Origin of the sequence: Bradyrhizobium sp. 172, assembly GCF_023101065.1 — a bacterium.
Taxonomy (GTDB): Bacteria; Pseudomonadota; Alphaproteobacteria; order Rhizobiales; family Xanthobacteraceae; genus Bradyrhizobium; species Bradyrhizobium canariense_D.
This window is the reverse complement of sequence record NZ_CP064701.1, coordinates 4,524,099-4,546,018: the sequence shown is the minus strand read 5'-3', so window position 1 is coordinate 4,546,018 and position 21,920 is coordinate 4,524,099. Positions and strand designations below refer to the sequence as shown.

The window sequence follows — 21,920 nt, the reverse complement described above, 5'->3', positions numbered from 1 at the left end:
AGCCGGATGACGCTGCGTCGCAGCGTCCTCCCTCGGTTAACTTTTGGGCAAAATGCGTCGAGACGCTATTTCAGCGCGTCCGATGTCAGCTTGAATTTCTGGATCCGCTTTCCGGTGTCGACCTCGGCGGTATAGACGTTACCCTTGGCGTTGATCGCCATGGCATGCACCCAGTGGAATTGTCCGGCATTGCGGCCGTTGTGCCCGAAGCTGCCGACCACGCTGCCGTCCTCGCGCCTGATCACCCTGATCTCGTTGTTCTCACCGTCGGCGCTGAGCAGCCAGGTCTGCTTCGGATCGGGCCAGATCGCGATGTCCCACACCGCGCCGTTGCCGAGCGTGTTCTTCTCGAAGAAGAACTCCTTCACGAAGGTGCCGTCCGTCTTGAACACCTGGATGCGGTTGTTGATGCGATCGCAGACGTAGACAAGCCCGTCATTGGCGAGCTTCACGCAGTGGACGGGATTACCGAATTGCTGCGCAACCGGCGCTTTGGGATCGTAAGGAGCCTGCTTGGTATCGTCAGGCTTGTTGCCGTAGGCGCCCCAGTGCCGCTTGTAGGCGAGCGTGGTCGCATCGAACACGATGACGCGGCGATTGCCGTAGCCATCGGCAACGTAGATTTCGTTGGCGGCCTTGTCGATCGCGGTCTCGGCGGGCTTGCCGAGCTGGGTCGTGTCGCTGCTGCCGAGGCTCGGCGCGATCTTGCCGATCTGGGCGACGAACTTGCCGTCGAGCGTGAATTTCAGGATGGCGTTGTCATTGTCGGCATTGCCGCCGACCCAGACGAAGCCGCGCTCGTCGACCTCGATGCCGTGCTCGCGGCCGACCCATTCATAGCCTTCGCCCGCGCCGCCCCACGATCGCAGCAGATTGCCATCCGTGTCGAATTCGAGCACGGGCGGCGCCGAGACGCAGCATTTCGAGCGCGGCGGAGTGAGGCTCGCGCCTTTCTCGTCGTCGGTGAGCGAGCGGGGACGATGGATCACCCAGATGTGGCCCTGCCAGTCGACGGTAATGCCGCCGACCTGGCCGAGGATCCAGTTGTTCGGCAACGGCTTTGGCCAGGAAGCATCGACCGCGAAGGTCGGGACATCGCCGGCGGTCGCCGCGCCCGGAAGCGCAAACGCGACGGCCACGATCAGAACGGAGAGGACGCGAGAGACATTTGCGAGCGCACGCTTAAAGCCTGCGCGATTCCGCCATGGCGCCATGGCAACCTCCCTTTATTGGCCTGCAGCTTGCTGCCGCTTGAGCGCGGGCAGTCAATCGCGGGGAGGCGGTCAAGTCAATCAGGCCGGGGAGCGGAAGCTCATCAAGGTCCGGGTCTTGTAGTCGTAGAACTTGCCGGTCTCGGTCCAATCCGGCGCGCACATCGGCACGATGAATTCGGCGACCTGCTCGGCTGTATCGAGCGTCGCCGGATCCTCGCCCGGCATCAGCGTCGCGCGCATCCGGGTGCGGACGGGGCCCGGATTGAACAGATTGACGCGCAGCTTGGTGTTCGCGGTCTCCTGCGCCCAGGCGCGCGCCAGCGTTTCCAGCGCCGCCTTGGAGGCGGCGTAGGGGCTGACATAGGCGGTCGCCTTGTTGGCCGCGCCGGAAGTGACGAACACCGCGCGGCCGGCGTCCGACTGCTTGAGCAGCGGCTCCATGCAGCGGATCAACTGGAAATTCGCGGAGACATTGACCGCCATCACGTCGGTGAAGGCCTTCAGCTCGATATGGCCGATCGGCGAGGAGGGGCCGAGCACGCCGGCATTGCCGACCAGGATGTCGAGCTTGCCGTAGCGTTCGTGCAGGCCGGCGCCGAGCCGCGCGATGCCGTCGGAATCGGTGAGGTTGAGCGGCACCAGCGTGGCGCTGCCGCCGTCCTTGCGGATCTCGTCGTCGAGCTCTTCCAGCCCGCCCTGCGTGCGCGCGACCGCAACGATATGCGCGCCGGCCCTGGCCAGCGCTTTTGCCGTGGCGAAGCCGATGCCGCGCGAGGCGCCGGTGACGAGAGCGATGCGGTTGGCGAGGGGATTTGTCATTGAAAGGTTCTATCCAGCGTCGTCCTGGCGAAAGCCAGGACCCATACGCCGTGACGTTTATGGCTAGGGAAGATGATTGTCACACCTTCTTCGAACCAGAAAGGCCTGTGGTAATGGGTCCTGGCTTTCGCCACGACGACGAGCCTAGCTCGCCTCCGCCAGCAACGACAATTGCCGCGGCTGCTGCTCGGTCTGGGTCTGGTCGGTGAGGTGGGTCGGATAAGCCCCGGTGAAGCAATGATCCGAGAATTTCGGATTGGCGGGGTCACGGCCGGGCTCGCCCATGGCGCGGTACATGCCGTCGATCGACAGGAAGGCGAGCGAGTCGGCGCCGATGATCTCGCGCATCTCTTCCAGCGAATGTGTCGCCGCAAGAAGACCACCACGGTCCGGCAGATCGATACCGTAATAGTCGGGATAGAGGATCGGCGGCGAGGCGAGGCGGAAATGCACTTCCTTGGCGCCGGCATCGCGCATCATGCGGACGATCTTCTTCGAGGTGGTGCCGCGTACCAGCGAATCGTCGATCAGGATGATGCGCTTGCCTTCGATCGCGGCGCGGTTGGCCGAATGCTTCATGCGCACACCGGATTCGCGGATCGCCTGCGTCGGCTGGATGAAGGTGCGGCCGACATAGTGGTTGCGGATGATGCCGAGTTCGAACGGGATGCCGGAATGCTGGCTGTAGCCAACCGCCGCGGGCACGCCGGAATCCGGCACCGGCACCACGACGTCGACCGGCACGTGGCTCTCGCGCGCAAGCTGGGCACCAAAGGCCTTGCGCACCTCGTAGACCGAGCGGCCGTGGACGATGGAATCCGGACGGGAGAAGTAGATGTACTCGAAGATGCAGGGACGCGGCGCGATCGGCGGGAACGGCTTGTGGATGTCCTGCCCGTTCTCGTCGAACACGATGACCTCGCCGGGCTCGATGTCGCGGACGAAGCGTGCGCCGATGATGTCGAGTGCGCAGGTCTCGGAGGTCAGGATCGGACAACCATCGAGTTCGCCGAGCACCAGCGGACGGATGCCGCGCGGATCGCGCGCGCCGACCAGCTTCTTGTTGGTCAGCGACACCAGCGCATAGGCGCCCTCGATCTCGCGCAGCGCGTCGATATAGCGTTCGATGAAGCGGCTGCGCCTGGAGCGCGCGACCAAGTGCAGGATCACCTCGGTGTCGGTGGTCGACTGCATCATCGCGCCGTTCCTCACGAGCTCGCGGCGCAGCGTCAGGCCGTTGGTGAGATTGCCGTTGTGGGCGACCGCAAGGCCGCCGGCATTCAGTTCGGCGAACAGCGGTTGCACGTTGCGCAGGATCGTCGCGCCGGTGGTGGAATAGCGGACATGGCCGACTGCCATTGTGCCGGGCAGGCGATCGATCACCTCGCGGCGGGAGAAGGTGTCGCCGACGAGGCCGAGGCGGCGTTCGGAATGAAAGCGGCCGCCGTCATAGGAGACGATGCCGGCGGCTTCCTGGCCGCGGTGCTGAAGGGCATGCAGGCCGAGCGCCGTGATGGCGGCGGCATCGGGGTGGCCGTAGATGCCGAAGACGCCGCATTCCTCGCGCAGCGTATCCCCCTCCAGATCGTCTTGAAGTTCCAGCGCGGCCGGGCCGAGATCAAGTAGGGCGTCCTGGTCAGGATTTCGCATCTCGTCCGAGCCTCTCGTTAGGGCTTAATCAACGCGCCGCGGGTTTCTCGATCAGCTTTTTAAGGCTGTCACGAGCCGGTTTGCTGTATCCGTCGCCACTGCCCGAAGGCTGCTGCTCGGAATCAGTTTGCTCTTCATCTGGTTTGTTTTTCTTGAATCTCTTCAAGATGGTGTTCTCGGGGTCGTCAGGCAAGAGGGCCATCAGCCAATCCCCGGTTCCCTGCAGCACCACGCGGGATTTGGCCCCCGTGACCCAATCCGGGCGCTGCTTGTCCGGCACGAGCCAGGTGAAGAACAGGAAGGCGACCACGACGATCAAAAGTCCGCGCGCCAGCCCGAACAGAAAGCCGAGGGTGCGGTCCAGTGCGCCGATGCGCGAATCCAGGATCATGTCGGAGATCCGGACCGTGATCACGGAGACCACGACCAAAGTGCCCACGAACACGCCGGCAACCACGACCACGCTCGCGACGGTATCGTTGTTGAAATAGGTCTTTGCGGTCGGCAGCAGCTTCGAGAATGAATAAAGCGTGACAATCGCCGCCGTGCCCCAGGCCGCGATCGACAGGATCTCGCGCATGAAGCCGCGAACCATGGCGAGCAGGCCCGAAATCAGCATCACACCGAGCAGGATCAGGTCGAGGATGGTTACTGGCATCGGCTGGTCTGGTCCGCTCGTACTTCAAGGTGCTCAGCGAATCGGTGCTTGGCCGCCGCCCTAAGTGAGGGCCAGACGACGTTCCCGGCAAGGCCGCAACCACGCAATCCCATGCTGCTTTTGTGACGGCTGTATAGCGGCGAGGGCGGGGGACGTCACCACCGGCTAACCCTCTCCACGGCGGAATCTTGCTGGTGTGGCATTTTTCTCTGCCGGTGCGCTCGAGTCGCCCCGCCGGGAGCCGCGTGCGGCGATCTCGGCGACCAATGTCGTCAGGCTGTTGATCGCGTTCAGCGACAAGCCGGCATCGCCGCCGGCTTCGCCCCGGGCCGATTCGGGCAGAACGGCACGCTGGAAGCCGAGTTTTGCCGCTTCTTTCAGCCGGGCCGGGGTCTGCGCTACCGGGCGCACCACGCCGGACAGCGAGATCTCGCCGAAATAGACCGCATCGGAGGGCAACTGCGCATTAACCAGCGAGGACACCAGCGCCGCCGCGGCGGCCAGATCAGCCGCGGGCTCGTGGATGCGCAGGCCGCCCGCGACGTTCAGATAGACGTCGTGGCCGGACAGCTTCACCCCGCAATGGGCTTCCAGCACCGCCAGCACCATCGATAGCCGGCTCGGATCCCAGCCCACCACGGCCCGGCGCGGGGTGCCGAGCGAGGTCGGCGCCACCAGTGCCTGCAATTCGACCAGAACGGGTCTTGTACCCTCGATACCCGCGAAGACTGCGGTGCCGGGCGTGCCGAGATCGCGCTCCGACAAAAACAGCTCGGAAGGATTGGTGACTTCGCGCAGGCCAAGCCCGGTCATCTCGAACACGCCGATCTCGTCGGTCGGCCCGAAACGATTCTTCACGGCGCGCAGGATGCGGAATTGCTGCGAGCCTTCGCCCTCGAACGACAGCACCGCATCGACCATGTGCTCGACCACGCGAGGGCCGGCGATCTGTCCGTCCTTGGTGACATGGCCGACCAGGATGATGGCCGCGCCGGTCCTTTTGGCAAAACGGATCAGGGCCTGCGCCGAGGCGCGCACCTGCGTCACCGTGCCGGGTGCCGATTCCACCGTGTCGGTCCACATGGTCTGGATCGAATCGATCACGATCAGCCGCGGCACCGCGCCCTCAGACAGCGTCGAGACAATGTCCTCGACCGACGTTTCGGCGGCGAGCTGCACCGGCGCATCCGACAGCCCGAGCCGTTCGGCGCGCAACCGCACCTGCGCGACCGCCTCTTCGCCGGAGATGTAGACGACGCGGTGTCCGGCGCGCGCGAGCAGGCTTGTGGCCTGCGTCAGCAGCGTCGACTTGCCGATGCCGGGATCGCCGCCGACCAGCAGCACCGAGCCGCGGACAAAGCCGCCGCCGGTCACGCGATCGAGCTCCGTCATGCCGGAGGACAGGCGCGGGGCGTCCTGGGTTTTTCCGGACAGGCTCTCGAGCGCGAAGGTCCGCCCCTTGCGCTTGGAGCGGATCGACACCGGCACGCTGCCGGTCGTGTCCTCCTCCGCGAGCGTATTCCACTCGCCACAGGACTCGCACTTGCCCTGCCAGCGGTTATAGGCCGCGCCGCAGTTCTGGCAGACGAAGGAAAGTGTGTTCTTGGCCATGGGGACAGCGAGTCCGGGGACAGCGAGTCGGGGGTTTCAGGTTTGCTGATAGCACGGAATGACGGGTCGAGAGAGTGAGTCCGGGCGCTCCCCGAAGCCCGGCTACGGCTGCGCCGCGTTCCAGAGCATGGAGAGGCCGGCCGCGATCATGATTGCGTCCATCACCAAGCGGAACATCTCCGGCTTCAAGCGCAGCACGAAGCGTTTGGCGATGAAGGCGCCGGCCATCAGCGACGATCCTGCGACCAGGCCTTTGACGAACACATCGCCGGTCAGCGCGCCGAAACGTTCGAAGGTCACGGATTTCGCAACATAGAGCCCGAGCGAAGATGCCGCTTCGGTGGCGAGGAAAGCGCCGCGGGACAAGCCGTAGAACAGGAATAGCGGCACGCTGAGCGGGCCGGTGGAGACGACGATGCCGGTGAGATAGCCGATGACGGCCCCGCCGATCGCCAGATGCCAGAGATTGGCCTTGAGATCGTGCCGCGCCAGCCAGTGCCGAACCGGCACCATCGCGATCAGGAAGACGCCGATGGCGAGATCGACGGCGTGCGAGGGCAGGGCCAGCAGCGTCCGCGCGCCGAGCACGGCGGCTGGAATGCCTGTCACCGAATAAGCCGTGCAGGCCCGCCAGTCGACCTCGCGCCACCAGGCCAGGATTCGTGACAAGTTGGCCATGACGGCGGCCAATGCCATGATCGGCACCGCCTCCTTTGGCCCATAGGCATAGACCAGCACCGGCATCAGCATGATCGACGAGCCCGTGCCGACGATGCCGGAAATGGTGCCTGCGACGAGGCCGACGATCAGGACGAACAAGAAAGCCAAACCAGTCTCCACGAATCGGGAGAGTTTAGCCGCGGCCAGCGGCGCGGGCGATCCGCGAGGCGAGAGAACCTTATCTTGCCGAGAGCCCGGCGTTAACCATCGCCGACGGTTCCAGTCTGAGCGAAATCGCTTCGAAGTTTCTTAAATCTTACTGGGTACCTCTCTTGGGCATAGTGACCTGGGGGAAGAAGAGTATGGGTAAGCGAGCCAAACGCGGAAAGGCGCAGACGTTCGCAATCCCGATGGCCGCGAGAGTTGCAGTTGGCGCCGTCGCCGTCGCAGCGTTGGGGTACGGCTTGCTGTCCCGACCGGCGAACGTGCAACCGGCACGAAAGCCGTCCGCGCACGAAGCCCAAGCGTCATCAACTCCGGTTTACGTCTCAACGCCTGTTCATGCATCAGCTCCGACGCCGGCTTCGGCTCCGCTTACGGCCCCGGCGCCTCTGGTCGAACCGCCCAAAGCGGCTGACGTTCCCGGAGCATTCGTGCGGCAGGTGGTTGACTACGCCAGCCGCCAGACGCCGGGCACCGTGATCATCGATACCAAGAACACATTCCTCTATCTCGTTCTGAACGACGCGCAGGCACTGCGCTATGGCATCGGTGTTGGCCGCGAAGGTTTCACATGGTCCGGTGAGCAGACTGTGGCTCGTAAGGCAGAATGGCCGGATTGGCATCCGCCTGCGGAGATGGTCTCGCGTCAGCCTTATCTGCCGCGGTTCATGGCCGGAGGTCCTGGCAACCCGCTCGGCGCTCGGGCGATGTATCTGGGCGAGACCGAATATCGAATTCACGGCACCAACAAGCCCGATACGATCGGGAAGCGGGTCTCGTCCGGCTGTATCCGACTGACCAATGAGGACGTCGTTGACCTCTATGATCGCGTGAAAGTCGGCGCGAAAGTGATCGTGCTTCCGACGACCGTTGCCCGCCGAGCACCCCAGGGAGCGCCAGCCGACGCCGCTTTCCGATTACCGGACCCGGCATCACCGCCGAACCGGCCCTCGGCAACTCACGCGCAGATGCCGTCATCTGGAGCGAAGATCGCCGAGGCGCAGTAATTCGTCCTCCGTCCTCATCCTGCAACGGAGGACAAGGAGGCAATTCAAGTCGCCTACGAGGTCATCCGGTCGGAAGCTTGTGACAGGCACAAACAATTTATGGCTTGTAGGGCGGAGGACAGACCACCACCTCGCCCGAAGAACTTCTCCGGCACGGCTCAGTCACCCCGATTGCGGTATGAGTATAAGCGTAGCTCAGAGCTGCGCCGGTTAGAGCAGCACCAAGGATTGCAATTTGCCATCGCAATTTCATGCCGTCGACGTCCCCGAAGAGGGGCGTCGACGGGCTGCCCCTTCATATCGAAGCCCGAGCTGTCTCCCGTAGGCCCTTCGCATCGCATGACGCGCTGCTGCGATGAAGTCCACGCTCCACCGTGTCGACGACCGCTTCTGAAAACATCCCGCCAGTGTTTGCCCGACGCGTCAAATCAGTGTTTCGGAGCATGCGTAACCCATTGATTTGCCAGCCATCGGCTACTGTGCATGGGGTTGTTTTTCATGTTTTTGTTGAGTTGGCGCGGCAAGTCGGTGCTCGCAGCACATGGGGCAAGTCCGGCTGCGCGCTGCTGACAGCATGTTGGCAGCAGGGTCCGGCTACGACCATCTCCTGACAAAACAAACAGTGGGTCATGCGGGTCGAGGGAAGCTGTCATTGCGGTGAGACGGTGTTCGAGGTGACGGAGGCGCCCGCGAGCGTCACCCGTTGCACCTGTTCGCTCTGCGCCAAGCGCGGCGCGTTGTGGGCCTATTACACGCCGGCGCAGTTTCGGCTGCTGTCGCCCGCGGAGAACCTCGCGACCTATCTCTGGGGCAGCCGAACGGTCAAACACCATTTCTGCGCAAGCTGCGGCTGCGGTACCTATTCGGAGTCGCCGGACTGGTCGACCGGCAAGCCCGATTTCGACAATCCGAGGGTCGCCGTCAACGCGCGCCTGTTCGACGAGTTCGATCTCGAGACCGTGCCGGTGACCATGATCGATGGCAAGAATTTATGGTGAGCATGCGCTCTCGCGCATGTCTGCTGCTCGTCCGTGCTCTTGAGGCCCTCTTGAAAAGCTGATCTGTTTCCGGCCCGACAGAAAAAGGGGAGGAAGCCGATGATGCGTCTTTTCGCGCGAGTGATGCTCGCGATGTGTCTGGCCGTTGTAGCCGGCTTCAATGCGCAGGCGCAGACCAGGCCCAAGGTCACGACATCAGGACCGGATTTCCCCAAGGCCGCGCTGTTCGTCGGCAACAGCTTCTTCTATTACAACAACGGCATGCCCGGGCATCTCTCCTTCATGGAGCGGGCTGCGGACCCTGAAAACAAGACGGCCTATCGCAACACCATGGCGACGATCGGCGGTTCCGGCCTCGATTGGCATGACATGGACAACCTGCTGCGGCCGGGTGGCCTCGGCGCCTATTCGTTCGACGAGCAGAACAACGTCGTCTTCAACAAGCCGGGCAGGCAGTACGACGCCGTCGTGATGATGGATTGCAGCCAGTGCCCCATCCATCCGCAATTGAAGGACGCGTTCACGACCTTCGTAAAGAAGGACAGCGAGATCGTCCGCGCCAACGGCATGCGGCCGGTCTTGTTCATGTCCTGGGCTTACGCCGACAAGCCTGAGATGACGGAAGCGTTGGCCGAGGCCTACACAATCGCAGGCAATGCCAATGATGCGCTGGTGATCCCCGCAGGTTTTGCCTTCGCGCGCGTGCGCAAGCTGCAGCCCGAGCTCAATCTGTATGCGCCGGACAAGCGGCACCCGAGCCCCGCAGGCACATATCTGGCGACCTGCGTGACGTTCGCCGCGCTGACCGGCCGCTCGCCGGTCGGCAATTCCTACACGATGGGACTGGACGGCCCGACGGTGGAGCTGCTGCAGAAAGCAGCGTGGGACACGGTGCAGGAGTATTACGGGCGTTGACCTAGCGCAGCACGACCCACGCCGGTGCGTGGTCGCTCGCGCCTTCTTCGCCGCGAACCTTCTTGTCCACGCCGGCTTTTGCCAGGCGTGAGACGAGGGCAGGGCTGAGCAGGACATGGTCGAGCCGCAGGCCCGCATCTCGCGGCCAGCGGTTTCGCTTGTAATCCCAGAAGGTGTAGATGCGCTGCTCGGGGTGCAGTTCGCGGATCGCGTCACACCAGCCTTGTGCCAGCAGCGAGGCAAAGGCCGCACGGCTCTTCGGTTGGATCAAGGCATCCTTGTCCCACGAGCGCGTCGGATAGATGTCGAGCTCATCAGGTGCAACGTTGTAGTCGCCGGCGAGCACCACGGGCAGCTCCTGCTTGAGCAAGGTTCTGGCATGGCGCTTGAGCCGCGCGAACCAGTCGAGCTTGTAGTCGAATTTCGGTCCCGGCTGCGGATTGCCGTTCGGCAGGTAGATGCTGGTGACGATGACACCGCGTACCGCGGCCTCGATGTAGCGGGCTTCGTGATCGGCAGGTTTTCCCGGCAAGCGATCGCGGGTGAGAATGGGCTCGGCATTGCGGGCCAGGATGGCGACGCCGTTCCAGGTCTTCTGTCCACACCACACTGCGCCGTAACCGGCCTTTTCGATCGCGGTCGCCGGAAATTCGCCATCACTTGCCTTCAACTCCTGAAGTGCGACGACATCTGGCTTCGCCGTTCGCATCCATGCCAACAGATTGGGCAGGCGGCGATTGATGTTGTTGATGTTGAATGTCGCGATCTTCATGTAGAGCTACCGGCTCCTGCCTTCCGTTACCGGAGAAACAATGTCCAAGTTGAGCTTTGCCGTCATCGCCGTCGCCGTTGCGTTCTCCGGGGTTGCCTCGGCACAATCATCCGATCCGCGCGGCGCGTGCAAGGCCGACTACGACAAATTCTGCGCCGGCATTGCGCCGGGCGGCGGCATCGTCGCCTGCCTCAACGCCAAGCGCGACAAGCTCAGCGCAACCTGCAAGACGGCGCTGGACAGCAGGAAAAAGAAGTAGGCGGCAAGTCGCTCAGCCCGGCAGCGGCGGCGCGCTTGCGGGCTGTTCGATCGATGGCGGAGCGGGCGTCTGCTGCTCGACCGCCTGCGCGGAAGCCGGCTTGGCCAGCGGCTCCACCACATTTCCGCCCTTGTAGATGCGGGCGTAGCGGCGGCCGAGGCTGGTCAGCACCTCGTAGCCGATCGTTCCGAAATGATGCGCGAGCTCGTCGACGGTGATGCCCTCGCCGAGCAGCGTGACCATGTGGCCGCGCCGCGCCGCATTCGGCGGCAGATCGGTGATATCGATCGCGATCAGGTCCATCGAAACGCGGCCGGCGACCGGACAGCGCTTGCCGGCGACGATGACCTCGGCGCCGCGGGTGCCGTCATTGGAGCTTGCGGCGCGGAAATAGCCGTCGGCATAACCGACCGCGATGATCGCGAGTTTCGTCGGTCGCCGTGCCGTCCAGGTGCCGCCATAGCCGACGCTCTCGCCGCGCTCGACATTGCGGATCTGCACAATGCGGGCCTTGAGATCGACCACCGGCTGCATCGGATTGTCAGCCTCCGGCGTCGGGTTGACGCCGTAAAGCGCGGCGCCCGGCCGCACCATGTCGAACTGGAAGGGCGCGCCGAGGAAGACGCCGGACGAATTGGCGAGCGCCGCCGGCACGCCGGAGAATTCGCTGGCGATGCCGCGGAAGGCCGCGAGTTGCTTGGCATTCACCGGGTTGTTGAGCTGCTCGGCCGAAACCAGATGGCTCATCACCAGCGTAATGCCGTGATCGCCGGCGTTGATGCGGGGGATAATGGCCTGCGCTTCCGCGAGCGTCAGGCCGAGCCGATTCATGCCGGTGTCGATGTGGATGGCGGCGCCACCGGTCCAGCCGGTGCGGCGGCAGAACACGTCCCATTCGGCGAGCTCGTTGAGATCGCCGATCACGGGGCGGCAGTTGATCTGGGCGTAGTGCTCGCCGGTGTTCTGGAAATAGCCGCCGAGCACGTAGATCGCAGGCTCCGGCACCGCCGCGCGCACCTTGCGCGCTTCCCCGATGGTGGCGACGAAGAAGGTCTTGCAGCCGGCCTTGTTCAGGGCACGCGCGACTTGCTCGGCGCCGCAGCCATAGGCGTCTGCCTTGATCACCGCCGAGCATTCGGCCGGCACCGCCGTCTTCTCGAGCTTGCGCCAATTGGCGATGATGGCATCGAGATCGACGGTGAGCACGCCGCCGAAGGTCGCGAGCGCGGCAGCCTGATTGGCCTCCGCGGAGAGAAGGCCGGATTGCGGGATCATTTTCGGGTCGGACGCCATTGTCATGGCGCCGTTTTACGCAAGAGGCCGGTCAGGTTCAACCCAGGGAACTCAGTAGTCGCCGCCGCCGCGGTCCGGCACCTGGCTGTCCGGCGCAAGGTCGCCGAACCGGGTGACCGACGCTTCGAAGGCCAGATCGACGGTGCCGGTCGGGCCGTGGCGCTGCTTGCCGATGATGACTTCGGCCTTGCCGTGCGCAAGATCCATGTCCAGGCGCCATTTTTCGTGCTCGGGTGTGCCCGGGCGCGGCTCCTTGTTTCCGAGGTAATATTCCTCGCGATAGACGAACAGCACGACGTCGGCGTCCTGCTCGATCGAGCCGGATTCGCGCAAATCCGAGAGCTGTGGCCGCTTGTCGTCGCGCGATTCGACCTGGCGCGAGAGCTGCGAAAGCGCAATCACGGGCACGCTGAGTTCCTTGGCGAGCGCCTTCAGACTGGTCGTGATCTCGGTGATTTCCTGCACGCGGTTTTCGCTGCGCTTGCCCGAACCCGACAAGAGCTGGATGTAGTCGATGACGATGAGGTCGAGGCCCTTCTGCCGCTTCAGCCGGCGGGCGCGCGCCATGAGCTGCGCAATCGAGAGACCGCCGGTCTCGTCGACATAGAAGGGCAGCGACTGCAGCTCGATCGAGACCTCGCGGATCTTCTCGAAATCGGCCTCCGAGATGCCGCCGCGGCGGATCGAGGAGGAAGGGATGCCGGTGCGCTCGGCCACAATACGCGTGGCGAGCTGGTCGGCCGACATTTCGCAGGAGAAGAAGCCGATGACGCCGCCATGGGCAGCCTTCATGGTGCCGTCGGCCTGGAGTTCTGGAACATAGGCCCGGGCGACGTTGTAGGCGATGTTGGTCGCTAGCGACGTCTTGCCCATGCCGGGGCGGCCGGCGACGATGATGAGGTCGGAGTGCTGCAACCCGCCCATTTTGGTGTCGAGGTCGCGCAGGCCCGTCGAGATGCCCGACAGCTTTCCGTCGCGCTGGAACGCTTTCGCGGCCAGATCGACCGCAAGCGTCAGCGCCTGCGAGAATTTCTGGAAGCCTCCGTCATAGCGGCCGGATTCGGCGAGTTCGTAGAGGCGGCGCTCGGCGTCCTCGATCTGCGCCCGCGGCGCGAAGTCGACCGGGGCGTCATAGGCGACATTGACCATGTCCTCGCCGATGCCGATCAGGTCGCGTCGCAATGCCAGATCGTAGATGGTGCGCCCATAATCCTGCGCATTGATGATGGTCGTCGCTTCGGCGGCGAGGCGCGCCAGATATTGCCCGATGGTCATGCCGCCGATGTCGGTGTCGGCGGGCAGGAAGGTCTTCAGGGTGACGGGCGTCGCGATCTTGCCCATCCGGATCAGGCTGCTGGCGGTCTCGAAGATGGTCTGGTGCAGCGGCTCGAAATAATGCTTCGGCTCCAGAAAATCGGAGACGCGGTAAAACGCGTCGTTGTTGACCAGGATCGCGCCCAGAAGGCTCTGTTCCGCCTCGATGTTATGCGGCGCGCTCCGATAGGCCGGGGTTCCGGCTTCGGGCGCGAGTTTGAGAACGTTCGAATCAGTCAGGGCCATGGTCGAGCGATAGCAATTTTCTGGGGCGGATGCGGGGCCGGGATAAAGCGCCGCCTCAGCCCAAAGCGGAAGCAAAAGCTCGCCGCTATCAACCGATCATTAAAATGGTGGATGATTGACCGCCGCAGCACGCGCCGCGCTTGACGGATTTCGTGGAACCAGGTCGCGGCCTAGATGCGGTCGTTACGCACCCCGGAAAACGCCGGATGAAGTGAACCTGATGGGGTGCCGGGCAGACACATCGAGACGCGCGGGAATGACCCACGGCCAGGCGCTTTTGGCTCGGTTCAGACCAGCAGGAGGTAGACCAGTGCAACCAGGGCCGCCCCGACGCCGGTAGCGATCAGGGCGTAATCGGTGCGGAGGTCGTCCTGCACGTCGAATGAGGTTTTGGTCTCGTTGCTCACGGCGACGGTCTAAGCCAGGGCTGACGAGACTTATGTGAAGCAGATCACATCTCCCCGGATTCTTTCGGGGGTACAGCCGGAACAGGTTAGCGGGCGGGGGGTTGTCTCCTGATCTGCCACCAGGGAACGAGGCAAGCGATGCGGCCAGAACGGCAGCCCCGGAATTGGCGAAGCGAAGCAGGCAGCCGACTTTGGCTGTCGGGGCTGATCGCGGCCATGGAGCACGCTGAGCGGCCGGAAGTGCGTCGGGAACCGGTCGCCCCTGAAATCCTGAAAGCGCTGCGGATGCAATTGGCCTTAACGGCCTCTTCCCCGTCCGCTCCGGTTTCGACCCTGCGCCACTAGGACTCATTCACCAGCCAGCTTCAGCCTCGGCGTGGCGCCGGCTTCGACGGCCCGCAGTCGGGCTTCTTCACGCGCGATGTAGTTGCGCGTCATCGGCACGACGCCCTGACGGCGGGTGAGTTGAATCTGGAAGTTCATCATATGCTGCTTGCGGAACGTCATCTCGCTGGCTGCTAGATAAAATTCCCACATCAGCGCGAAGCGCTCGTCATACAGCTGCACGGCTTCTTCGCGTCGCGCCATGAAGCGCTCGCGCCATGCCTTCAGGGTTTCGGCGTAATGAAGGCGCAAAATCTCGATGTCGCAGACCAGCAAGCCCGCCCGCTCGATCGCCGGCAGCACCTCCGAGAGGGCGGGGATGTAGCCGCCGGGAAAGATGTATTTGGCGATCCAGGGATTGGTGGAGTCCGGGCCCTGCGAACGGCCGATCGAGTGCAGCAACATGACGCCGTCCTTATCCAGCAGCTCGGCGCAGCGCCGGAAGTAGGTGTCGTAGAAGCGGGCGCCGACATGCTCCAGCATGCCGACTGAGACGATGCGGTCGAACGGACCGGCGATGTCGCGATAGTCCTGAAGCAGGAATTTGGCCGATCCGGTCAGGCCCTTTTCGGCTGCGCGCGCATTGGCGATCTGCAACTGCTCGGTCGACAACGTTATGCCGGTGACGTCAGCACCTGCGATCTCGGCGAGATAGAGCCCAAGTCCGCCCCAGCCCGAACCGATGTCGAGGACGCGCTGGCCGCTCTTGACGAGCAGCTTTGCGGCGACGTGCCGTTTCTTGGCAAGCTGTGCATCGTCGAGCGTGCTCTCCGGCGTCTCGAAATAGGCGCAGCTATATTGCTTGTCGGCGTCGAGGAAGAGCGAATAGAGCCTCGCATCGAGATCGTAATGATGTGCGACGTTGCGGCGGGATCGCGGGCGCGGATTGAACTGCTTCAGGTGCCGCACCAGATAGCGCAGGTGCCACCAGGGTTTTGCCCAGTGCGGCAACAGGTCGGGTTGACCGAGCAGGATCGCGAGAGCATCAGCTATGGTGCCATGCTCGACAATGAACTCGCCGTCCATATAGGCCTCGCCAAGCCCGAGCTCGGGATTGACGAGGATCTTCCGCTCTGCGTCCGCGGTGACGAAGCGGACTGCGACCGGTTCGCCCGAGCCGTCGCCGACGGTGAACTTCGAGCCCTTCGCCGTGGTCACCGTCATCGACCCGCGGCGGATGAATTGAGACAGGAATTGACGCAACAATCGGTCCATCGGCACCCATCCTCTCGAGCGAACCCGAAGAGATGCGACTAACCCGGCCTTTCACACCCTACGCCCGGGCATCTCAGCGGTTCCTATGCGCTTGCATCTAGATCTAGGGAGGTGTCCCGGGCCCGCTATTGCGCTGTGCTCAAAGCGGATATTCCAAAACCGCTTAATCACATCCTTGCGCGCGGTGCCTGCTTCCATTCGCGGCTCAATCGGATAAAAGGTGACCCGCCGCGGCGCCGCCTGCCGGCTGCACCTCTCGGAATTCAATGGAGATGATGGGAATGTCGAGCCGAGCGCTCAGCCTCGCGACGATCTTGCTTCTGATCGGCTTCGGCGCGACCGATACCGTTTTCGCGCAGGCGACGAACCTCGAGGCCGGCAAGGCCCCATCCCAGCTTTTCGCGCAGACCTGTAATGCATGTCACAAGAGCCCGCGCGGCCTTTTGAAAACAGTGGCGCCGGGCTCCTTGCCGGGCTTCCTGCGCCAGCATTACACGACCAGCCCCGACATGGCCGGCGTGCTTGCCTCCTACCTCGTCTCCAACGGGGCCACCGACACCCGCTTCCAGGCGAAGGACGGCCATAAGGACGGCAAGGACAAGAAGGACGGCGCCAAGGATAAGGACAAGGAAGCCAATACCAATCCCGCGCAGTCTCCTGAACATCAGGGCCGCCGGCAACGTTCCCAGGAGTCCGCCAAGCCGGAAGGCGAGGGTGCCGCTCCCGCGGCCGAGGGCACGCGTCAGAAGCGCGCCGCGCGGCCGGCCGAAGAAGGAACGAAGGAAGGTGCGAAGCCCGAGGGCCAGGCTGTCCCCGAAGGGCGCAAGGCCAAGCGTCTCGGCAAGCGCGGCAAGCCGGGAAGTGATGAGGCGCCGAAGGTCGATGCCGCGGCGCCGACGGCAGACGACAAGAAGAGCGAGCCGAAGGTCGAGTCCAAGCCTGAGACAAAGCCCGAGACTGCGAAGGTGGATTCCGGCGAAGCTAAATCCGAAGGCAGCAAACCCGAAGGCAGCAAACCCGAAGGCAGCAAGCCGTCCGACAAGCCCGCCGAGGCCAAGCCGGAAAGCGCCAAGGTGGAGCCGCGCGGCAGCGAAGCTCCGGCGTTGCGGCCCGATCCGGTGCCGCAGGTGACGCCGGCCGCACCGTCCGCCGCGAAGCCCCCCGAGCCAGCTGCGCCCAAGGCGGCGGAAGAGGCTGCTCCCAAGCCCGCCGCGAGCGCCGAACCGCCAGCGAAGTCGCAGGAACCGGCGCCGCCCGCGACCGCTGCGACTCCACCGGCGCCAGCCGAATCGTCCGGTCCGCCGACGCCGCCGATTTCGCGATAGGCGACCACATTTTTAGACATGCGAAGGCCGCGCTCTCGCGCGGCCTTCGGCTACAAGCTCAATCTGCTGTCGCCCGCGGTCGGCGAGAAGCGGATCTGCCGGGCGAGGGTGATCAAGTCGGGCCGTCAGGTCTCCGTCGCCGCAGCCGGCGTTTTCTGCGTCAGCGCCGGGGTCGAGACCATACGGCGACGGCGCTCGCGTCGATCGCGATGCTGAGCGAGGATTGTGCCGCCACAACGAAAAACCCGGCCGCCTGAGGCGACCGGGCTTCGAAAGCCTGCGCGAACGCGAGGCTTACTTCTCGGTCTCTTCCGCGGCCGGCGCCGGCTCGGCGTCGTCCTGCAGGGCTTCCGGGTCGAAGAACTCGCCGGCGGCTGCGATCGCTTCGGCCGCAGCATCCCGGTCTTCGTTCCGGCTCGAGATGTCCTCGCCGCGGTTGATGCGCTCGGCCTCGTCCTGGCTGCGCGCCACGGTGACACTGATCTCGACCTCGACCTCGGGGTGGATGGCGACCGTGATGGTGTGCTTGCCGATGGTCTTGATCGGCGCATCGAGCTGAACCTGCGGGCGGGACAGCGAAACGCCGTCGGCTTCGAACGCCACGACGATGTCGCGCACGTTGACCGAGCCGAACAGTTGACCGGCTTCCGAAGCTTGACGGATCACGATGATGTTCTTGCCCTGGATCTTCTCGGCGACCTTGGACGCCTCGCCCTTGGACTCAAGGTTGCGAGCCTCGAGCTCGGCCTTCATGCCGTCGTACTTGGCACGGTTGTCGGCGGTGGCGCGCAGCGCCTTGCCGCGCTTGAGCAGGAAATTGCGGGCATAGCCGTCGCGAACCTTCACGACTTCGCCCATGTGACCGAGCTTGTTGACGCGTTCCAGCAAAATGACTTCCATATTCGTTCTCCTTTGATGTGTTGAGTGAGGTGGAATTTCGAACTTGAACTTTCGGACTTGAACTCAAGAGGTCGGCAGCGGCGGTGGCTGGCGCGTGCGAAGGAAGCGTTCGCGGAGGCCGAACACGGCATCGGCGAGGCCGAGGATCACCATCGCGATGACGGGCCATCCGAACACGACGACGACGGCGTAGGTCGAGCCGAGCCAGAAGGTGCGGCTCTTCAGCGCCAGCGTCAGCGTATGCAGCACGGCAAAGCCGGTCAGCGCGTACCCCATCATCAGCGCAGCCGTCGCGATTTGCGCCGCGATCGCAAGCAGTCCGCCGGTGAAGCAGAAGGCGAGCGCGACGCAGAGCGCCACGAGCGTCATCGGCGGCAGCTCCGCGGTCATCAGGTCCGGCCAGGGGCGCCGCAACCGGCCCGACGTCGCCGTCACCTTGGTGCTGAGCCAGAGGTTGAGGGTCAGCGTCATCATCGCAACGATGGTGGCACCCGCCGGCAAGATACGCACCAGTGCGCCGACGAATTGGTCGGTCTCGCCGGAGCTCTGCGGGTCGGCGGCGCGGAGGAGGCGCATCAAGCCGCGGCGCAGCGTGCCGGTGATGGTCTCCGCGTCGGTGCCGATCGTGAGCAGCGCGGCGATCGTGGTCAGTGTGGCGAAGCCCGCGATCCACAGCAGGATACGGCCGACCGGATACCACTCCAGCGCAGGCTCGGTGGGCGGCTCGGCGGCGGGCTCCGGCGCGGCGGCTCCGACCGGCCGGCTGAGCAGGACGAGATGGCCGAGCCACCAGGCCGGCAATGCGACGGTGAGGGCGAAGGCGATGCAATAGGGCAGGCCGAACAGGGCGCCGAGGCCAAGCGCGGCGGCGATGCCGCCCAGGCTCGCGCAAAGCGGTCCCCAGCCGATCGAAGCGACCATCAGCGGCAGCGGTGCGAGATAGAACAGGACGAGAGAGATCAGCGCGCCCGAAATGATCGAGGCGAACATCACGGCCGACGCAGCGCCGGCGATCAGGGCTATCAGTCCAAAGGCCATCATCAGCTGTCCCGCTCCCTTCGAGCGGTTAGAGGCATCTCGCCCCAACCATCGGCGACCGGACGACCCGGAAGCCTTATGAGAAACTAGGTCGTACGGCCGGCGGCGATGTCGCCGCCGGCCGAATTCGTCTTAGCGAATGACGTAGGGCAACAGGCCCAGGAACCGCGCGCGCTTGATGGCGCGGGCAAGCTCACGCTGCTTCTTCGCGGAAACCGCGGTGATGCGGCTCGGCACGATCTTGCCGCGCTCGGAGACGTAACGCATCAGCAGTTTGGAGTCCTTGTAGTCGATCTTCGGAGCATTCGCGCCCGTGAACGGGCAGCTCTTGCGGCGACGGAAAAACGGGCGGCGTGCACCAGCTTCAGCCATTGTTCTTACTCCCCATCCGTCGTGGTGGTGGTGGTGGTTTCAGCGTCTTCACGCGGACGGCGCGGACCGCGGTCACCGCGGAAGCCGCCGCCTTCACGATCGCCACCACGGAAACCACCCTCGCGGTCGCCACGGAAGCCACCGCCTTCGCGATCGCCACGGAAGCCGCCGCCACGGTCGTCACGCTCGCGGTCACGGTCGGCCTTGCGCATCATCGCGGACGGGCCTTCCTCGAGCTCCTCGACGCGGACGCTGAGATAGCGGATCACGTCTTCGCTGATGCCCTCCTGGCGCTCGATCTCGGCGATCGCCGCGGACGGCGCGTCGATGTTGAGCAGCACGAAATGCGCCTTGCGGTTCTTGTTCATGCGGTAGGTGAGGGAGCGTACGCCCCAATTCTCGGTCTTGGTGACCTTGCCGCCGAGACCTTCGACGATGCCGGTCATCTGCGCAGTCAGCTCTTCGACCTGCTGCGTGCTCGCGTCTTGGCGCGCGAGAAAAACATGCTCATAGAGAGCCATGGAAGTCCTTTCCTCATGTTGGCGCATCGCCCGGCGTCAAGCCCTTAAGAGGCCTTCGGAAAGGACTCTGGGATTAAGCTCAGAAGGCGGAAACACGGGACGACGGGCCGACTGGCCCTGCCACACCAAAATCACAAATGATTTGCTGAGACCGTCCGTTCAGCTCCCGGCCGGGGTCTGCGGATGGGCGCCTTATACGGATTTCGGCTGACTTGGCAAGGTTGCAGGCGCCGTTTCGGCGCGGGGATCGCAATGCGGGCGGCCGGATCCGCCGCCGACCATCATACCGGCTTGATTTGTTTGTTTGTATATTATACAAATAAATCAACCGGAGCGAACTCCAATGGCAGAAAAGCCGGCCCACGAGCCCCTCAAGGAGGCAGGCGATCCCAAACACGCCGCCCGCGCCACGCGGTCGGCCGGCCGCAAAATGCGCTCGCTGCTGCTTGATGCCGCGAGCCCGCTGTTTCGGGAGCGGGGGCTGTCGGGTACGGCGATCACCGACATCGCGGCCGCTGCGAACGCGTTCCCGAGCCAGATCACCTATTATTTCCGTACCAAGGAGGCGCTGTTCGTCGAATGCGCCTGCCGCGAGCTGCTGTATCTGGCGCGGGCGACCGAGCAGGCGGCGCTGAAGGCGCGCGCGCCGCGGGATTATACCCACGCGCTGGCCGAGACCGTGACGACGTGCGATTCGGTGGCCTTCTTCGCCGAGGCGCTGACGCTGACGCGGCGGCGCCAGGATCTCGCGCCGCTGGTCGAGCGCACCATCGAGCGCCTGCACAGTGAAGGTGCGCGGGCCTATGCGAGCCAGGTCGCGCGGCACGGCTGGCGCTCCCTGCGCGCGCCCGACGAGAGTTCGCGGCGGTTCTGGGCCGTCGCCATCGGCGTCATCCTTGAGGGCTACGCCATGGGCCGTTCGCCCGAGGCGCTGTGCGCCGAGATGCTGCGCGTGCTGGGCGAACAGGCGAAATCCTCTGATGACACTGCGCGGCTGCGCCTCGTCGACGCGCGCGACGCATCGAGCAATTCGAATGAGGAGGATTAGGCCATGACTGCGCTTCGCATGCGTGCCCGCGATTTCCTGACCGACGAGCAACTTGCCGACGTGCGCCGGCGCGTGACCTGGAAAGGCGTCGCGCTGATCGCGCACGCCTGGGCGCTCATCATCGCGGCAATCGCCTTGGTCGCGTGGTGGCCCAATCCGATCACTTATGTGCTCGCCGTTGCCATCATCGGCTCGCGCCAGCTCGGGCTCGCGATCCTCATGCATGACGGCGCGCATGGCTGCCTGTCCCCCGACGAGAAGACCAATCTGACCCTAAGCCAGTGGTTCTGCGCCTATCCTCTGTTTGCGGAGACGCGCAGCTATCGGCGCTATCACCTTCAGCACCATGCGCGCACCCAGCAGGAGGACGATCCCGATCTCGTGCTATCGGCGCCGTTTCCGATCACGAAGCTGAGCTATCGCCGCAAGTTCATTCGCGACCTCACCGGGCAGACCGGCTACCAGCAGCGCAAGGCGCAATTGCTCAACGCGCTCGGGCCGAAGGACTGGCCATCGCGGCAGCGCGCGGCGCATTTGTGGGAGAAGCTTGGCCCGCAATGTCTGGTCAATGGCGCGATGTTCGCAGCGCTCACGGCGGCCGGCGTGTGGTGGGCCTATCCGCTGCTATGGCTGGTGCCGCTCCTGACCTGGATGATGGTCATCACCCGCATCCGCAACATCGCAGAGCACGCGGTCGTACCTGACAGCAGCGATCCCCTGCGCAATACCCGCACCACCTATGCCAATTTCCTCGAGCGCTTGTTCATCGCGCCGTACTACGTGAACTACCACCTCGAACATCATCTCTTGTTCTACGTGCCCTGCTACAATCTGCCGAAGGTGCACCGCTTGCTGAGTGAGAGCCGGCATGCGGGCCGGATGGAGGTGCAACCGAGTTACGCCGCCGTGCTGCGGCTTGCGACCGCGAAGCCGAACCGCGATGACCGGCCGGGGCAATTGGTCAACAGCGCGCGCCGCGCGCAGGCGGGGTCCGAGGTCGATGCCAACCAGACGGCTGGCGGATTCTAGGAACCCGTCACTCCGGTTGAAGGCTGCCAGTCGAAGGCTGATC

21 protein-coding genes and 1 pseudogene are annotated in these 21,920 nt (G+C 64.4%); 8 read left to right on the top strand and 14 right to left on the bottom strand.

Annotation, left to right across the window (positions count from 1 at the left end):
• Positions 1 to 65: 65 nt before the first annotated feature.
• From IVB07_RS22020 to IVB07_RS21995, 6 genes are all read right to left on the bottom strand, one after another.
• Positions 66 to 1,214: a hypothetical protein gene (locus tag IVB07_RS22020; protein WP_018459137.1), complete on the bottom strand. Its 1,149-nt coding sequence runs from the start codon at positions 1,212 to 1,214 to the stop codon at positions 66 to 68.
• 78 nt (positions 1,215 to 1,292) lie between these two features.
• Positions 1,293 to 2,033, bottom strand: a complete 741-nt coding sequence (locus tag IVB07_RS22015) for an SDR family NAD(P)-dependent oxidoreductase (protein WP_018459136.1) — start codon at positions 2,031 to 2,033, stop codon at positions 1,293 to 1,295.
• Positions 2,034 to 2,177: 144 nt separating this feature from the next.
• Positions 2,178 to 3,683, bottom strand: coding sequence for an amidophosphoribosyltransferase (gene purF, locus IVB07_RS22010; protein WP_018459135.1), 1,506 nt, complete (start codon positions 3,681 to 3,683; stop codon positions 2,178 to 2,180).
• A 28-nt stretch (positions 3,684 to 3,711) separates the two neighbouring features.
• Positions 3,712 to 4,341, bottom strand: coding sequence for a CvpA family protein (locus IVB07_RS22005; protein ID WP_007592055.1), 630 nt, complete (start codon positions 4,339 to 4,341; stop codon positions 3,712 to 3,714).
• Between the two features lie 165 nt (positions 4,342 to 4,506).
• Positions 4,507 to 5,952: a DNA repair protein RadA gene (gene radA, locus IVB07_RS22000; RefSeq protein ID WP_018459134.1), complete on the bottom strand. Its 1,446-nt coding sequence runs from the start codon at positions 5,950 to 5,952 to the stop codon at positions 4,507 to 4,509.
• Between the two features lie 102 nt (positions 5,953 to 6,054).
• Positions 6,055 to 6,780, bottom strand: a complete 726-nt coding sequence (locus IVB07_RS21995; protein ID WP_018459133.1) for a sulfite exporter TauE/SafE family protein — start codon at positions 6,778 to 6,780, stop codon at positions 6,055 to 6,057.
• A 194-nt stretch (positions 6,781 to 6,974) separates the two neighbouring features.
• On the opposite strand from IVB07_RS21995, the gene IVB07_RS21990 reads away from it, so the two are divergent.
• The 3 genes from IVB07_RS21990 (at position 6,975) to IVB07_RS21980 (ending at position 9,754) form a co-directional block, all read left to right on the top strand.
• The gene (locus IVB07_RS21990; protein ID WP_026233741.1) at positions 6,975 to 7,841 is read left to right on the top strand and encodes a L,D-transpeptidase; all 867 of its coding nucleotides are present in this window, start codon (positions 6,975 to 6,977) and stop codon (positions 7,839 to 7,841) included.
• 629 nt (positions 7,842 to 8,470) lie between these two features.
• Positions 8,471 to 8,839, top strand: coding sequence for a GFA family protein (locus IVB07_RS21985; protein WP_018459131.1), 369 nt, complete (start codon positions 8,471 to 8,473; stop codon positions 8,837 to 8,839).
• Positions 8,840 to 8,938: 99 nt separating this feature from the next.
• Positions 8,939 to 9,754, top strand: coding sequence for a hypothetical protein (locus tag IVB07_RS21980; RefSeq protein ID WP_018459130.1), 816 nt, complete (start codon positions 8,939 to 8,941; stop codon positions 9,752 to 9,754).
• 1 nt (position 9,755) lies between these two features.
• On the opposite strand, the gene IVB07_RS21975 is transcribed toward IVB07_RS21980, so the two are convergent.
• Positions 9,756 to 10,526 carry an exodeoxyribonuclease III gene (locus IVB07_RS21975; RefSeq protein ID WP_018459129.1) on the bottom strand — a complete coding sequence of 257 codons (771 nt, stop codon included), beginning with the start codon at positions 10,524 to 10,526 and terminating at the stop codon, positions 9,756 to 9,758.
• A 40-nt stretch (positions 10,527 to 10,566) separates the two neighbouring features.
• Between IVB07_RS21975 and IVB07_RS21970 the strand changes: the two genes are divergently transcribed.
• Positions 10,567 to 10,785, top strand: a complete 219-nt coding sequence (locus tag IVB07_RS21970; protein ID WP_018459128.1) for a hypothetical protein — start codon at positions 10,567 to 10,569, stop codon at positions 10,783 to 10,785.
• Positions 10,786 to 10,797: 12 nt separating this feature from the next.
• Here the strand turns inward: IVB07_RS21970 and alr are convergent, their stop codons facing one another.
• The 3 genes from alr to IVB07_RS21955 all read right to left on the bottom strand — a co-directional run bounded on the left by alr (position 10,798) and on the right by IVB07_RS21955 (position 15,644).
• Complete coding sequence (gene alr / locus IVB07_RS21965; protein ID WP_018459127.1) at positions 10,798 to 12,078, bottom strand: alanine racemase; 1,281 nt, start codon at positions 12,076 to 12,078, stop codon at positions 10,798 to 10,800.
• A gap of 51 nt (positions 12,079 to 12,129) precedes the next feature.
• Complete coding sequence (locus IVB07_RS21960; protein ID WP_018459126.1) at positions 12,130 to 13,638, bottom strand: replicative DNA helicase; 1,509 nt, start codon at positions 13,636 to 13,638, stop codon at positions 12,130 to 12,132.
• 755 nt (positions 13,639 to 14,393) lie between these two features.
• Entirely contained in the window at positions 14,394 to 15,644 is a 1,251-nt protein-coding gene (locus IVB07_RS21955) for a cyclopropane-fatty-acyl-phospholipid synthase family protein (protein WP_018459125.1), read from the bottom strand.
• A 281-nt stretch (positions 15,645 to 15,925) separates the two neighbouring features.
• Here IVB07_RS21955 and IVB07_RS21950 point away from each other — a divergent pair, with 281 nt between their 5' ends.
• Positions 15,926 to 16,969: a hypothetical protein gene (locus tag IVB07_RS21950; protein WP_247766673.1), complete on the top strand. Its 1,044-nt coding sequence runs from the start codon at positions 15,926 to 15,928 to the stop codon at positions 16,967 to 16,969.
• A 51-nt stretch (positions 16,970 to 17,020) separates the two neighbouring features.
• Positions 17,021 to 17,226: pseudogene (locus tag IVB07_RS21945) on the top strand (PaaI family thioesterase); the annotation flags it as partial.
• Between the two features lie 37 nt (positions 17,227 to 17,263).
• Here IVB07_RS21945 and rplI read toward each other — a convergent pair.
• The 4 genes from rplI to rpsF all read right to left on the bottom strand — a co-directional run bounded on the left by rplI (position 17,264) and on the right by rpsF (position 19,800).
• Positions 17,264 to 17,869, bottom strand: coding sequence for a 50S ribosomal protein L9 (gene rplI / locus IVB07_RS21940; RefSeq protein WP_007609316.1), 606 nt, complete (start codon positions 17,867 to 17,869; stop codon positions 17,264 to 17,266).
• Positions 17,870 to 17,932: 63 nt separating this feature from the next.
• Positions 17,933 to 18,910: a membrane protein gene (locus IVB07_RS21935; RefSeq protein WP_018459122.1), complete on the bottom strand. Its 978-nt coding sequence runs from the start codon at positions 18,908 to 18,910 to the stop codon at positions 17,933 to 17,935.
• A gap of 129 nt (positions 18,911 to 19,039) precedes the next feature.
• Positions 19,040 to 19,279 (bottom strand): 30S ribosomal protein S18, encoded by a 240-nt coding sequence (rpsR, locus tag IVB07_RS21930; RefSeq protein WP_007592020.1) that lies wholly within the window; start codon positions 19,277 to 19,279, stop codon positions 19,040 to 19,042.
• A 5-nt stretch (positions 19,280 to 19,284) separates the two neighbouring features.
• Positions 19,285 to 19,800, bottom strand: a complete 516-nt coding sequence (gene rpsF / locus IVB07_RS21925) for a 30S ribosomal protein S6 (protein ID WP_018459121.1) — start codon at positions 19,798 to 19,800, stop codon at positions 19,285 to 19,287.
• Positions 19,801 to 20,143: 343 nt separating this feature from the next.
• On the opposite strand from rpsF, the gene IVB07_RS21920 reads away from it, so the two are divergent.
• The gene (locus tag IVB07_RS21920) at positions 20,144 to 20,848 is read left to right on the top strand and encodes a TetR/AcrR family transcriptional regulator C-terminal domain-containing protein (protein ID WP_018459120.1); all 705 of its coding nucleotides are present in this window, start codon (positions 20,144 to 20,146) and stop codon (positions 20,846 to 20,848) included.
• A 3-nt stretch (positions 20,849 to 20,851) separates the two neighbouring features.
• Entirely contained in the window at positions 20,852 to 21,877 is a 1,026-nt protein-coding gene (locus tag IVB07_RS21915) for a fatty acid desaturase family protein (protein WP_018459119.1), read from the top strand.
• Positions 21,878 to 21,920 lie beyond the last annotated feature (43 nt).